This is a genomic window from Allobosea sp. BE125 (genome assembly GCF_031456075.1).
Lineage (GTDB): Bacteria > Pseudomonadota > Alphaproteobacteria > Rhizobiales > Beijerinckiaceae > Allobosea.
Genome location: NZ_JAVDTY010000001.1, coordinates 854,675 through 867,629, shown reverse-complemented (window position 1 = coordinate 867,629; position 12,955 = coordinate 854,675). Strand labels below are relative to the sequence as shown.

Below are 12,955 nucleotides of genomic sequence, written 5' to 3'. Positions count from 1 at the left end.
GGATCGGCCCTATCCAGCGCCGTTGTCAGGATCAGAACCGAATTTTCGGCAGCAAAACTGTCTCAGCTTTGCGACAGATCGCTGAAGAAATCGCTGAATTGGCCTTATCGGGCGCGTCCAAGCCCCAGCCGCGCAAGCTTGCGGTGCATGGTTGCGCGGCTGACCCCGAGCGCGCGGGCGGCGGCGGAGACATTGCCATTGGCCCGGGCCAGCGCTCTCTGCACGACGCCGCGCTCGGCGACGCTCAGTTCCTCGCCTGGCCTGGCTTCATGGCCCATCAACAGGTCTTCCGCGGGAAAGGGCTGCGCGAGCCGTTCATCGGTCAGACCATAGGCCAATCGCGCGGCGCGGCTCGCGCCGATGACGAGATCTCCTTTGTCGACAGCTAGAAGCCCGGCGCCTCCGCCGGCGCCGTCCTGTGCAACCACGATCCGCGCTTTCGGAAAGGCCATCCGGAAATGATGAGCCTCGATCCGGTGCGCCGCCTCGACGGTCGCACTGGCGACGAGCTTCAGCATGGCCGGCGTCAGATCGGCGCGGCAAGTCGAAACGTCCAGCGTCGCGATCAACCGTCCCTGCGCATCCCAGATCGGGGCGACGGTGCAGCTCAGGCCGATATTGCGGGTGAGGAAATGCTGGTCGCGATGGATCGTCAGCGGGCGACCTTCGGCGACGCAGGTGCCGACGCCGTTCGTGCCCTCGCAGGCCTCGCTCCAGACCATACCGGTCCAGAGGCCCATGTTGCGGAAGTCGAGATCATCTCCGGCAGCGCCCCGTCGGTCGAGCGGAATGCCCTCGCGATCCGTCAGCAGCACACAGCAGCCGGCATCGTCGACAGACTGGAAGAGGCGATCCAGAGAGGTCTGCGCCAGCCTGATCAACGGACCCAGGCGTTCGAAGGCAGCATCGAATTCAGCCTGACCGAGGCGCCAGGGCGGACGAGTGTGATCAGGGTCGAGGCCGTACTTCACGACCGAGCGCGACCAGGACGCCGCCACCGCAGACTGCCCGACGGCAGCCGCGTTGCTCAGGGTCGAATATATCCGATTGGCGTGATGGGCTCGCCCCGTCTCAGCCATGCCTGACACCCGTTTCCACCCGCCTCGCATGTCTTTTGAGGCCGAGGGCAGCGACGCCATCGCTTGCATGCGATTTCAGACATGTTCCGGCCGTTCCGGTCTGGTTGTCAACCAAGTCGGCTTCCCAAACAGCTCGTTCTGGGTAAGGCGGACTTCAGCTTGGCCCAACATGCAATGATTACGTCGTCCAAGCCGGAATCGCTTCCTCATCGCCAAGAGGTTGGCGCGCGAAGGTCGGGGCTTGTTTTTAGCTCGGCTCGGTCGCTAAACCGAAATTGCCCGGGCGCTTGGGTGTGTGGGGCAGCGATAAGATGCCCTCTCCCGCTACCAGCACTGTCCCCAAACGGGGTGCGGTTCTCCGACGAGATTGACGAGGACCAGGCCGACATGCGTCGGCCCGTCCCGTTTTCATCCCAGCCATTCCATTGACCGCCGCGCTGTCAGGCGGTGGTGTCGACGAGGCCCAGGCTTGAGCTGGGGGTCTTGGTCGCGCTCGCGCCGGCCGCGTTGTAGGATGAGCTGGACAAGGTCTGCTGGGCGCTCTGCAGGACCTTGAGGAATTCCGCGAGCGGATCGGCAGCGGAGCTTGAATCCGTCGAGCTGGAGGAAGCTGCGTTCAGCACCCCGGCGAGCCCCGTCTGGGTATCGTTGCTATCCTGATCGCTGCTGTCGCTCTTGGCAGCGTGGGGTTTGTGGCCATGGTGACCGCCGCCGACGCGGTGCCCGCCCCCGAGCAGACTCTTGAGTTCGTCGGCCTGGGCGCTGGTCAGCTTTCCCGACGACACCTCGCCATCGATGAGCGAGCCGACCGTCGTGCCCAGCTTCCCGCTCGTGGAAGACGAGGTGCTTTGGGTCGAGCTGGCGGTGAGCTGCTGCTGAATGTCGCCAAGTGCGCTGCCGAGCGCAGTCCCGTCCGCTGCGGAAATCTTGCCCGAGGCGATGTCGGCGTTCAGCCGGCTTTGGACGCGCGTCTCGAACCGGGAATAGTTCTGTGCGCTGGACGATACGCTACTCATGGAACGCTCTCCTGACTGGCCCCTTTTGGGTCATCGATGCCGATGGCGGAGGCCGCATCGGTACCGGCCCTCTGGGCAAGCGGCACGCAATTGTCGAGCCGGAGAAAAACGCAATCGAATCAATTGATTAAATAGTTATTCATCATAATGGACCGGCAGTTTTTGCCATGTTGCGAGGTCCGGGAGGCAGAAATTGCCCGCTCTTCCCGGCTCGTCGCCGGCATGCCACATGCCGTCAGGGCCGGGAACGCTGCGAAACCGGCGCAACGCGGCAGCTTCGGGCTCTTGCCTCACGCCGCAAATCATCCGAAGAGGACGAGGCTGCAATCAAATCCGGTCGCGGCCCGCAGGCCGCCATTCGCTGCCGGCGCTATGTGGGGGCGGGCGGCGAAACACTCGCTCGCTGCCAACCATCTCCGCGGCAAGGGACGGCGCGTCGCCAGATGACCAACACTCGCCAGCAACGCATCCTGCTGACCGGGGCCGCCGGCTTCATCGGCTACCATGTTGCCGAGGCGCTGCTCGCCCAAGGTATCGAGGTTCTGGGCGTCGACAACCTCACGCCTTATTACGACCCGGCCCTGAAGCAGGCCCGGCTCGACCGGCTCACACCGCGCAATGGCTTTGCCTTCGAGGCGCTGGATATCGCCGATTACGACCGGCTGCTGTCGACTTTCGCGGCTTACCGGCCCGACGCCGTCATTCACCTCGCTGCCCAGGCCGGCGTGCGCTATTCGCTCGACAATCCGCGCGCCTATGCCAGCGCCAATCTCGACGGGTTCCTGTCGGTGCTGGAGGCCTGCCGGCACAATCCCGTCGACCATCTGATCTATGCCTCGTCGAGCTCGGTCTACGGCGCCAACGCCAAGACGCCGTTCAGCGAGCATGACGGCGCCGACCATCCGGTCTCGCTCTATGCCGCAACCAAGCGCGCCAATGAATTGATGGCGCATTCCTACGCCCATCTCTACGGCATCCCGGCGACGGGCCTGCGCTTCTTCACCGTCTACGGCCCCTGGGGTCGGCCGGACATGGCTTATTTCAAGTTCACCAAGGCGATCCTCGAAGGCCAGCCGATCGACGTTTACGCCGAAAGCGAGATGAGCCGCGACTTCACCTATGTCGACGATGTCAGCGAGGCGATCGTCCGGCTCGTGACCGCACCGCCTCAGGCCGATCCCGCTTTCGATCAGGCCCGCCCTGACCCCGCGACAGCCGCCGCGCCGTACCGCATCTACAATATCGGCAACCACACGCCGGTGCGGCTCGACCGTTTCATTGCGGCGATCGAGCAGGCCTGCGGCAAGCCCGCGATCAAGCGCCACCTGCCGATGCAGCCCGGCGACGTGCCCGCGACCTTCGCCGATGTCTCCGCCCTGATGGCAAAGGTCGATTTCAGGCCTGACACGCCAATCGAGACCGGCATCGCCCGTTTCGTTGCCTGGTACCGCGAATTCTACCGCATCGGGACACCCGGTTGATCAGCCCCTGACGACGTCGCGGGAGAATCGGGCGACGGATTCGCCAAGACGGGTCGCCGAGACATCGACACCCGCAGCCGCCGCGGAAACCTGTTGGCCGTGGTCCATCGTGCGCGCGGCGTCGGCAACGACGAGATCGATCGCGCCGGCTGCCTGCTCGGCTTCGCGCACGGCGCGCGTCAGCAGTTCGACCATGGTGCGGATTGCGTCCGACTGCTGGTCCACTGCGACAACGATGCCGCCGGTCGCACCGACAATCGCATCAGTGGAGACGCTGATGTTCATCGCGGCGGCGATCGAGCGTTCGGTGGCGGCTCGAACCTCCTCGATGCGCTTTGAAATCTCCTGCGTCGCCGCCTCGGTGCGGGCAGCCAGCCCCTTCACCTCGATCGCGACCACGGCGAAGCCGCGCCCCGCCAAGCCGGCGCGGGCCGCTTCGATCGTGGCGTTGAGAGCGAGCATATTGGTCTGCGACGCGATCGCGCGGATCAGGTCAGAAACCTGACCGATGTCGTGAACCGCCTGCTTCAGCTGGGTCTTGATACAGATCGAGGCCGCGACGTCCGAGGCCGCCGTCCGCACCAGCTGCGTGGTTCGGTCGGCCTCGTGGCGGATCAGGGAGATCGTCTCGGTCAGGCGGTGAGAGCAGGACTCGACCGAGACGATATCCGTCTTGGCATCGCCGACCTTGGTCAGCACGTCCGCGAGTTTATCCTGCGACCTGTGGGAGATCGCGACGAGTTGCTCGGCCGCGCCGTTCATGTGGACGACCGATTGGGCAACCGACTGCAGGATGGCGCCGATCTCGCGCCGGAACGCCTCAGCCTGTCCCTCCACGCGCTCGCGCTGCTTCTCCTCGAGCCGCGCCTGGGCCTGCGCTTCCAGCCCGAGCTCCTGCGCACTGCTGACGGCGCGGACGCGATCGATGAAGAGTTGCGCCATGCTGCGCAGCGAGACCAGCATGACCGACCCGCAGATCGCCTGAAAAACGAGGTTCTCCAGCATATGATCGACCGGGGACAGCGCGATGTGGAGAATGCGGGCTGTCATGATCAGGCCGACGAAGAGCAGCGCAGCCGAGGGCATGCTGGCCATGGTGAACGTGCCGGCGCAGATCAGCCCTGCCAGTAGGGTCGCCGTCAGCACCTCCATCTGGGGCACCGCAGTCGGATTGATCACCACGGCCATCACCAGCCAGGGCACCGCCATCATCGCTGAATCGATCAGGATCCTGTCATTGAATTTCACGGATGGCGCGTCGTCGCGCTTGCGTGCGTTGATCCTGGAAATCCGCAGGATGCCGAATAGCCCGGTGGATACGACCCACCCACTCCACAACAGCGGAAACCACAGCCAGCCATGAAACATGGCGGTGCTCGCCACGAGGACCGCCGAGAGCGCATTGGAGATCAGGATGGGTGGGATAATGCGCGCGAATATGTCCGCCTGCGCCGCGCGAAGCGCCGACGCCTCGGACTCGCCGAGCCTGGTTATGCCGAGTTTGCGATTGACCCAAGCGTTGTAGCGCGCAGGCAAGGTCGCAACTTCTGTCATGGCCGAACGGCCTTGCGCATCGTCATGGCCCGTACCTCCCCCGCGCGCATCGATGGGGATTCGACCCTCGCAGAGAGGCATCAAGCGGCGGTTAACGATACCGGGCGACGTTCAGGTCAAGGGCAAGCCCGGTGTCGCACCTTCACGCCGCATGCCAGGCCGGTGCGGCGGCGAGCAGCAACCGCATCGGTCCCGGGGGGTGCTCAGACCGCGCCGTGAGCCTCGACGTAAAGCGCATAGAGCGAGTGGCTGCTCGCCATGTAGAGACGATTGCCCTTGGGGCCGCCGAAGCACAGATTGGCGCAGCGCTCCGGCAGGCGGATGAAGGCGAGCGGCTTTCCGGCCGGACTGAACACCATGACGCCGTCGAGATCCTCCGACTTACCTCTCAACGAGAAGACCTTGCGCCCACCGGTCTCGGACGCGTCCGCATTGAGCGCGCCATTGCTGCCATAGCCGCACCAGAGATTGCCGTCGCGGTCGACCCTGAAGCCATCGAGCGCGCCGAAATCAGCGGCATCGACCACCTTGGTCTTGTTCGAGGCCTTGCCCTGCGCGTCGATATCGTAGCTCCAGATGCTGCGGTTGGGCGTGCCACGCCATTCCACGACATAGAGCTTCTTCTCGTCGGGTGAGAAGGCGAGGCCATTCGGGTTCACCAGATCGGTGATCACCGCCATGAGCTTGCCGTCGGTGCCGATGCGATAGACGTTGGTCGTCGCCTGCTCCGGCTTGGCGCGGAAGCCTTCCCATTCGCCGCTGATGCCGAAGAGCGGGTCGGTGAACCAGATCGTATCGTCGGATTTGACGACGATGTCGTTGGGCGCGTTGAGGCGCTTACCCTCATAGCTGTCGGCCAGCACGGTGATCTTGCCGCTCTTCTCTGTGCGGGTGATCCGGCGCGTCACCGAATGCTCGCAGGTGACGAGACGACCCTGGCGATCGCGGGCATTGCCGTTGGCGTAGTTGGCATTCTCGCGGAAGACGGTGAAGCTGTTCTTCACCTCGTCATATTTCATGATCCGGTTGTTCGGAATGTCGCTCACCAGCAGGTAGCGCCCCTGCGGGAAATAGACCGGCCCCTCGGCCCAGCGCATGCCGGTCCCCAGTTGCTCCACGGTGCTCGAATAGATCCGGTATTTCGCGAAGCTGGGATCGAGGATCTCGACCGCCGGATCAGGGTAGCGCTGGTTCGGCTTGAACGGGAAGCCTTGCGCGAGTGCAGGCCGGGCCAGAACTGAGCCGGCGATGACGGCAGCGCCGCCCGCGAGCAGATGACGACGAGATGTTTCAACCATTGTTTCCCCCAGATTTTTTGTCGTTGATGGTCTTGGACGGTAATCAGTCCTGGACGGCAGCCGGTCGTCGCCGGCTTCTCCGCGGAATAGGGCCCCGAAGCTTGCGCGCCGCCGCGTCAGCAGCGGGCGACGCGAGTGTTCAGGACCAGCTCGGCCGCCATTTGGCGAACTCTGCCTTGGTCTCGGCATTGGCGGGATAAAGCCCGAAGATGCCCTGCCCGGCGCGCACGCGCTCGGCGACGAAATCCTCATAGGCCGTCTGCTCATACACCTCAGGCGCGATCTCGTTGGCGAGATGGGCGGGGATGACGCAGACGCCCTCGCCGTCTCCGACGATGATGTCGCCTGGATAGACCGCGACATCGCCGCAGGCGATCGGCGCGTTGATGTCGAGCGCATGGTGACGGATCAGGTTGGTCGGCGAGCTCGGGCGGTTGTGATAGGCGGGGATCGCCATGGCGGCGATCTCCGGTGTATCGCGAAAGCCGCCATCGGTGACGACGCCGGCGACGCCGCGCTGCATCAGGCGCGAGACCAGGATGCCACCGGCGGAAGCCGCGCGCGGGTCCTTGCGGCTGTCGATCACCATGACATGGCCGGGGGGGCAATCCTCGACCGCCCGGCGCTGCGGGTGCTGTGTACCCTCGAATGTGCCGAGATGATCGAGGTCTTCCCGCGCCGGGATATAGCGCAGCGTGAAGGCCTCGCCGACCATCGAGCCGGACTTCTGGCCGAGCGGGCGCACATCCTGGATGAAGACGTTGCGGAAGCCGCGCTTGAACAGCGCGGTGGTGAGCGTTGCGGTCGAGACGCGCTTCAGCTTCTCGCGGTTTTCGGGAGTGAGGGTCGTCATGATCTTGAGCGGGGCTCCAGCGAAGGGTCGAGCATTTCGTCAGCGTGAGACGGATGGCGTGGCCGTCGAGAACCGGAGCGGAGCGTACTCAAGTACGTGAGCACCGGAAGCGCAGACCGCCACGTCAGGCGGCCGCGCTGGCGGAATGATCGGCCCTTCGATCATTCGATCTTCACATTCGCCTTCTGCGCCACCTCGCCCCAGCGCTTGGTCTCGGCGGCGATATGGGCGGCGAACTGTTCTTGCGTCGAGCCGACGGGATCGACGCCGAGCTTCTTCAGCTGTTCGATCGTGCCGGGCTCGCGCATGATCGCCTGCACCTCGGTGGAAAGCCTGGCGACGATCTCCTTGGGCACGCCTGACGGCGCAAAGAAGCCGTGCCAGGAGGTCGCGGCATAGCCTGGGATGAACTCGGCCAGCGCCGGCAAATCCGGGGCCACAGCCAGCCGCTCCGGCGTCGCGGTGGCGAGCGCGCGGATCTTGCCGGCCTCGACATGCGGCCAGGCGATGGTGATGTTGTCGAACGAGACCTGGATCTGGCCCGAGAGCAGATCCTGCGTCACTTGCCCGCTGGAACGATAAGGCACATGGGCCATGTCGGTTCCGGTGGCGACCTTGAACAATTCAGCCGCCATATGCGTCGAGGTGCCGGCGCCCGACGAGCCGAACGAGTATTTGCCGGGATTGGCCTTCAACAGCGCGATCAGCTCCGGCACAGTCTTGGCCGGCAAGTCGATATTGACCATCAGGATGTTCGGTACGCTCGCCACCTGCGAGATCGGCGCAAAATCCTTGATGTGGTCATAGGGCATCTTAGCGTAGACGCCGGGATTGATCGCATGGGTCGAGACCGTGCCCATGGTCAGCGTGTAGCCGTCGGGCGCCGAGCGTGCGACGGCGGCGACGCCGGTATTGCCGCCGGCTCCGGCCCGGTTCTCGACGATGAAGCGACCGTTCATCCGCGCGCCCAGCCTTTCGGCCAGCAGACGTCCGAGGATGTCGGTGGTGCCGCCCGCGGCGAAAGGCACGACGATCGTCACGACCCTGGAGGGATAATCTCCCTGAGCCATCGCGGCTGGCGCCGCAGCCAGGCAAGCGGCGGCGATCATGGCCCTGCGTGTCAGTCTCATTGTCGGCGATCCTCCCATTGCGTTTTCCAATCCCGGCTCGTTGCGCCGGTGCGGCCCTTGGCTCGGCCTTGAGGGTGACATAGCACGGCATTCGGGATTTGAAATCTGAAATTTCAGACTTGCCGGCACTTGCGGTTTGTGATGTTTGGTGCCGCCATGGACTCTTGGCCGGCCTCACTCCCCGTCGGGGAATCGCCGGCCGCGAACCATGATCTCGGAACCGCCATGTCCTGGAACGGTATGTCGCAATTGATCGCCATCGAGCCCGTCGCTCCGCATCTGCTGCGCTCGCTGCGCGAGCATGTGCATGAGCGCTTGCGCCGCGCGATCGTCGCCGGGCGCTTCCGCAATGGCGAGCGCCTGAACGAGCGCCAGCTCGCCGAGATGCTCGGCGTCAGCACCACCCCGGTGAAGGACGCGATCCGCAAGCTGGAAAGCGAGGGCCTGGTCCGGACGGAAGCCCGGCGCGGCGTCTTCGTCGAGTTCTCGGCCCGGCAGGCGCTGGAAATGGCGCTTGGCCGCGCCGCGCTCGAAAGTGTCATGGCCCATATCGCAGCCAACCGGCTGAGCGACACCGACATCGCCGAGATGGCCCGCCTGATCGACGACATGGAGCATGCGACGGCGCATAGCGCGCTTGAAGACCTCGTCACCCTGAACGAGGCCTATCACGGCACGATCCACCGGATTTCGGGCTGCACCTATCTTGAGCGCCGGCTCGACGGCCAGCGCATGTACGATCACGCCCAGCGCATCGCGCTGCTCTCCGAGTCCGCAGAGCGCGCCCAGGGCTTTGAGGAACATAAATCGATTTTCGAGGCGCTGGCGGGACGCGATCCGGCGCTCGCCGAGACGAGGATGAGACGCCACATCGTGCGCTCGGCGAAAGCCCATGTGCGCCAGGTGTTCGGCGCAGATGCGGAGGGACTGGCCTATGACGAATAATACAGTGCGCAAGGCTTTGCGCGGTATCTCCGGCGTGCATGTCACCGCCTGGGGAGCCGATGGTGAGGCCGATTGGGTGGTGACGGGCAAGATCGTCGCGCGCATCGCGGCAGCCGGCATCCACAACATCGTCTCGGCCGGCAACACCGGCGAGTTCTACCCGATGACGACCGACGAGGTCGTGAGGAGCCATGCCGTCGCAGCACAGGCCGCCAACGGCAAGGCGCTGGTCACCGCCGGCATCGGCCGCTCGCTGCGCGAAGCCGTCTCGACCGGCAAGCTCGCTGCGACTGCGGGCTGCGATGCCGTGATGGTGCATCACCCGCTCGACCCCTTCGCCGCGCCGCAATCGCAGGCCGACTACATCATCGCCATCGCCGAGGCGCTGACGTTGCCCGTCGTCGCCTATATCCGCTCGGACGCGATCGGCGTGAAGGACCTCGTCCGCGTCGCGACCCATGCCAATGTCGCCGGCGTGAAGTTCGCTTCCAACAACATGATGCTGCTCTCCGAATGCGTGCGCGCGACGCAGGGGACCAGCGCCAACTGGATCTGCGGTCTCGCCGAAGGTTGGGCTGCGCCCTTCTATGCGTTGGGCGCCCGCGGTTTCACCTCCGGCCTGATCAATGTCGCGCCGGAGCGCTCGCTTGCCGTCTGGCACGCGCTGGAGAAGGGCGACTATGCTGCCGCTCGCGTCGAGGTCGACGCCATCGCCGGCTTCGAGACTCTGCGCACGAAATACGGCAACGGCGCCAACGTCACTGTGGTCAAGGAAGCGCTCGGCCTGCTCGGCACGAATGTCGGCCCCGTCCGCCTGCCTGGCCTGCCGGAGCTGAACGCCGCGGAGAAGGCCGAACTGCGCGCCATCGTCTCCGGCTGGAGCGCAGCGAAGGCCGCCGCAGAGTAGCGCCACCCCGTCATGGTCGCCCTTGTGGCAACCATCCACGTCTTCGCTGGTCGAGACCTGTGTTCAAGACGTGAATGCCCGGGACAAGCCCGAGCATGACGGTAAATACCTGCGACAAACAAAAAGATCGCTCGAAGGAAACGCCGATGTCGTCCCATCCCCGCAAGACGCCCGACACCCTGCGCAGCAAGCGCTGGTTCGGCGCGAGCGACCTGCGCTCCTTCGGCCATCGCTCGCGGGCGCTGCAGATGGGCTTCGGCCATGACGAGTTCATGGGCAAGCCGGTCATCGGCATCCTCAACACCTGGTCCGAGATCAATCCCTGCCACACCCATCTGCGCGACCGCGCCGAAGCGGTGAAGCGCGCCGTCTGGGCCGCGGGCGGCTTTCCCGTCGAGATCCCGGTGATGTCGGTCTCGGAGCAGTACCAGAAGCCGACGACGATGCTCTACCGCAACTTCCTGGCGATGGAGACGGAGGAATCGATCCGCTCCCATCCGCTCGACGGCGCGGTGCTGCTGGGTGGCTGCGACAAATCCACCCCGGCCCTGATCATGGGAGCCTGCAGCGCCGGCCTGCCCTTCATCTTCGTCCCGGCCGGCCCGATGCTGCGCGGCAACTGGGCCGGCAAGGTGCTGGGTTCGGGTGCCGATGTCTGGAAATACTGGGCCGAGAAGGAAGCCGGCAACATCACCGACGATCAATGGCGCGACATGGAGAGCGGCATCGCCCGCTCCTATGGCACCTGCATGGTGATGGGTACGGCCGCGACGATGATGAGCCATGCCGAGGTGCTGGGCCTGACGCTGCCCGGCGCCTCAGCCATCCCCGCCGCCGATGCAGCCCATCCGCGCATGGCCGCCGCCAGCGGCAAGCGCATCGTCGAGATGGTCTGGGAGGATTTGACGCCCGACCGGATTCTGACGCGGAAAAGCTTCGAGAACGCATTGACCGTGCATATGGCGGTGGCGGGCTCGACCAACGCCATCATCCACCTCATCGCCATGGCGGGCCGTGCCGGCGTACCGCTGACGCCCGACGATTTCGATGCCTTCTCCCGGACAGTGCCGGTGATCGCCAATCTGCGACCCTCGGGCGAATTCCTGATGGAGGATTTCTTCTATGCCGGTGGGCTGCCGGCCCTGCTCAAGCAACTTGAGAGCAAGCTACACACCGACGCCATGACGGTGACCGGCAAGCCGATCTCGGAGACGATCGCGCTGGCCCAGATCTATGACGACAACGTCATCCGCCCGCTCGACCGCGCCGTCTCGACCGCCAATGGCCTCGCCGTGCTCAAGGGCAACCTCGCCCCGGATGGCTGCGTCATCAAGCCTTCCGCCGCCGAACCGCGCCTGCTCAAGCATTCAGGCCCGGCGCTGGTCTTCGAGGACTACGATGCGATGATGAAGGCGGTGAACGACGAGAGCCTCGACGTCACGGCCGACCACGTCATGGTGCTGAAGAATTGCGGCCCCGTCGGCGGTCCCGGCATGCCGGAATGGGGCATGATGCCGATCCCGCGCAAGCTCCTGAAGCAGGGCGTGCGCGACATGCTGCGCATTTCGGATGCCCGCATGTCCGGCACGAGCTATGGCGCCTGCGTGCTCCATGTCGCGCCCGAAGCCTATATCAAGGGACCGCTCGCGGCGGTCAGGACGGGCGACACCATCAGCGTCGATGTCGAGGCGCGCAGCATCAACGTCAATCTGAGCGACACCGAGATCGCGGCCCGCCTCGCGAACTGGTCGCCGCCGAACCGCGACTATCCGCGCGGCTACGGCAAGATGTCGGCGGCCCATATCCGCCAGGCCGACAAGGGCTGCGATTTCGACTATCTCGAAGGCACGGCGAAGATTCCCGAGCCGGAGATTCACTGAGGCGGGCTGCGCGCCGCGTCAGCCCCGCCCGAACAGCCCGTGAAAGCGGCCAAGGAAGCTCTTGAGCCGGTCGTTCCCAGGATTGCCGAAGATCTCGCCTGGCGGCCCGGCCTGGGCGACCTTGCCCTGGTCGAGGAAGACGACATGGTGCGAGACATCGCGGACGAACATCATCTCATGGCTGACCAGCAGCATCGTCATCCCTGACTCGGCCAGGCCCTGCATCACGCTCAAGACCTCCGCGACGAGCTCGGGATCGAGCGCCGAGGTCACCTCATCGAACAGCAGCAGCCGCGGCTGCATGGCGACCGCCCGCGCGATCGCGACGCGCTGCTGCTGGCCGCCGGACAATTGATAGGGATAATGCCCGCTGCGATCAGCCAGCCCGACGCGGCCGAGCCAATGCTGGGCAATCTCGCGCGCCTCGGCATCGCTCTTGCCCTGCACCTTGGTCAGTCCGAGCATGACGTTGGCGGCGGCCGTCAAATGCGGAAACAGATTGAACTGCTGGAAGACCATGCCGAGCCGGGCGCGCTGCGCCGAGATCCGGGTTTCGCTCAGGCGCTTCCGGCGCTCACCGGCCATGATGTAGCCGACCGGGTCGCCATCGAGCAGGATCTCGCCGCCATCATGCTCCTCCAGCAGATTGATGCAGCGCAGGAAGGTCGTCTTGCCCGATCCCGAGGCCCCGATCAGCGAGACCACCTGCCCCTGGCTGACGGTGAGATCGATGCCCTTCAGCACCTCGACCTGGCCGAAGCTCTTGCGCACGTCGCGGGCTTGCAGAAGCGCCGGCTCGGTCATCGTTGGCC

The 12,955-nt window shown here is 65.2% G+C and carries 11 protein-coding genes; 4 read left to right on the top strand and 7 right to left on the bottom strand.

All coding sequences use genetic code 11. From position 1 onward, the window contains the following. Positions 1–104: 104 nt before the first annotated feature. Positions 105–1,079, bottom strand: a complete 975-nt coding sequence (locus J2Y55_RS04045) for a GAF domain-containing protein (protein WP_310147861.1) — start codon at positions 1,077–1,079, stop codon at positions 105–107. A gap of 440 nt (positions 1,080–1,519) precedes the next feature. Next, entirely contained in the window at positions 1,520–2,095 is a 576-nt protein-coding gene (locus J2Y55_RS04040; protein ID WP_310147858.1) for a hypothetical protein, read from the bottom strand. 443 nt (positions 2,096–2,538) lie between these two features. On the opposite strand from J2Y55_RS04040, the gene J2Y55_RS04035 reads away from it, so the two are divergent. Beyond that, positions 2,539–3,576 carry an NAD-dependent epimerase gene (locus J2Y55_RS04035; RefSeq protein WP_310147855.1) on the top strand — a complete coding sequence of 346 codons (1,038 nt, stop codon included), beginning with the start codon at positions 2,539–2,541 and terminating at the stop codon, positions 3,574–3,576. On the opposite strand, the gene J2Y55_RS04030 is transcribed toward J2Y55_RS04035, so the two are convergent. The 4 genes from J2Y55_RS04030 to J2Y55_RS04015 all read right to left on the bottom strand — a co-directional run bounded on the left by J2Y55_RS04030 (position 3,577) and on the right by J2Y55_RS04015 (position 8,411). Next, on the bottom strand, positions 3,577–5,130 hold the full coding sequence (locus tag J2Y55_RS04030; protein WP_310147852.1) for a methyl-accepting chemotaxis protein: 1,554 nt from the start codon (positions 5,128–5,130) through the stop codon (positions 3,577–3,579). A gap of 203 nt (positions 5,131–5,333) precedes the next feature. Next, complete coding sequence (locus tag J2Y55_RS04025; RefSeq protein ID WP_310147847.1) at positions 5,334–6,428, bottom strand: SMP-30/gluconolactonase/LRE family protein; 1,095 nt, start codon at positions 6,426–6,428, stop codon at positions 5,334–5,336. A 139-nt stretch (positions 6,429–6,567) separates the two neighbouring features. Beyond that, on the bottom strand, positions 6,568–7,281 hold the full coding sequence (locus tag J2Y55_RS04020; protein ID WP_310147844.1) for a ribonuclease activity regulator RraA: 714 nt from the start codon (positions 7,279–7,281) through the stop codon (positions 6,568–6,570). A 161-nt stretch (positions 7,282–7,442) separates the two neighbouring features. Further along, complete coding sequence (locus J2Y55_RS04015; protein ID WP_310147841.1) at positions 7,443–8,411, bottom strand: Bug family tripartite tricarboxylate transporter substrate binding protein; 969 nt, start codon at positions 8,409–8,411, stop codon at positions 7,443–7,445. 225 nt (positions 8,412–8,636) lie between these two features. Between J2Y55_RS04015 and J2Y55_RS04010 the strand changes: the two genes are divergently transcribed. The 3 genes from J2Y55_RS04010 (at position 8,637) to araD (ending at position 12,143) form a co-directional block, all read left to right on the top strand. Further along, the gene (locus J2Y55_RS04010; RefSeq protein WP_310147838.1) at positions 8,637–9,356 is read left to right on the top strand and encodes a GntR family transcriptional regulator; all 720 of its coding nucleotides are present in this window, start codon (positions 8,637–8,639) and stop codon (positions 9,354–9,356) included. Continuing rightward, positions 9,346–10,263: a dihydrodipicolinate synthase family protein gene (locus J2Y55_RS04005; protein WP_310147833.1), complete on the top strand. Its 918-nt coding sequence runs from the start codon at positions 9,346–9,348 to the stop codon at positions 10,261–10,263. Before J2Y55_RS04010 ends, J2Y55_RS04005 begins: the two co-directional genes overlap by 11 nt. A gap of 146 nt (positions 10,264–10,409) precedes the next feature. Then, positions 10,410–12,143, top strand: coding sequence for an L-arabinonate dehydratase (gene araD / locus J2Y55_RS04000; protein WP_310147829.1), 1,734 nt, complete (start codon positions 10,410–10,412; stop codon positions 12,141–12,143). A gap of 18 nt (positions 12,144–12,161) precedes the next feature. Here the strand turns inward: araD and J2Y55_RS03995 are convergent, their stop codons facing one another. Next, positions 12,162–12,947 carry an amino acid ABC transporter ATP-binding protein gene (locus tag J2Y55_RS03995; protein WP_310147825.1) on the bottom strand — a complete coding sequence of 262 codons (786 nt, stop codon included), beginning with the start codon at positions 12,945–12,947 and terminating at the stop codon, positions 12,162–12,164. Between the last annotated feature and the right edge of the window lie 8 nt (positions 12,948–12,955).

Excerpts from the sequence above, each read along its gene's own strand:
- J2Y55_RS04015 (WP_310147841.1), bottom strand. The coding sequence starts at position 8,411 with ATGAGACTGACACGCAGGGCCATGATCGCCGCCGCTTGCCTGGCTGCG.
- J2Y55_RS04025 (WP_310147847.1), bottom strand. The coding sequence starts at position 6,428 with ATGGTTGAAACATCTCGTCGTCATCTGCTCGCGGGCGGCGCTGCCGTC.
- araD (WP_310147829.1), top strand. The coding sequence starts at position 10,410 with ATGTCGTCCCATCCCCGCAAGACGCCCGACACCCTGCGCAGCAAGCGC.
- J2Y55_RS04035 (WP_310147855.1), top strand. The coding sequence starts at position 2,539 with ATGACCAACACTCGCCAGCAACGCATCCTGCTGACCGGGGCCGCCGGC.
- J2Y55_RS04030 (WP_310147852.1), bottom strand. The coding sequence starts at position 5,130 with ATGACAGAAGTTGCGACCTTGCCTGCGCGCTACAACGCTTGGGTCAAT.
- J2Y55_RS04020 (WP_310147844.1), bottom strand. The coding sequence starts at position 7,281 with ATGACGACCCTCACTCCCGAAAACCGCGAGAAGCTGAAGCGCGTCTCG.
- J2Y55_RS04010 (WP_310147838.1), top strand. The coding sequence starts at position 8,637 with ATGTCCTGGAACGGTATGTCGCAATTGATCGCCATCGAGCCCGTCGCT.
- J2Y55_RS04045 (WP_310147861.1), bottom strand. The coding sequence starts at position 1,079 with ATGGCTGAGACGGGGCGAGCCCATCACGCCAATCGGATATATTCGACC.
- J2Y55_RS03995 (WP_310147825.1), bottom strand. The coding sequence starts at position 12,947 with ATGACCGAGCCGGCGCTTCTGCAAGCCCGCGACGTGCGCAAGAGCTTC.
- J2Y55_RS04005 (WP_310147833.1), top strand. The coding sequence starts at position 9,346 with ATGACGAATAATACAGTGCGCAAGGCTTTGCGCGGTATCTCCGGCGTG.
- J2Y55_RS04040 (WP_310147858.1), bottom strand. The coding sequence starts at position 2,095 with ATGAGTAGCGTATCGTCCAGCGCACAGAACTATTCCCGGTTCGAGACG.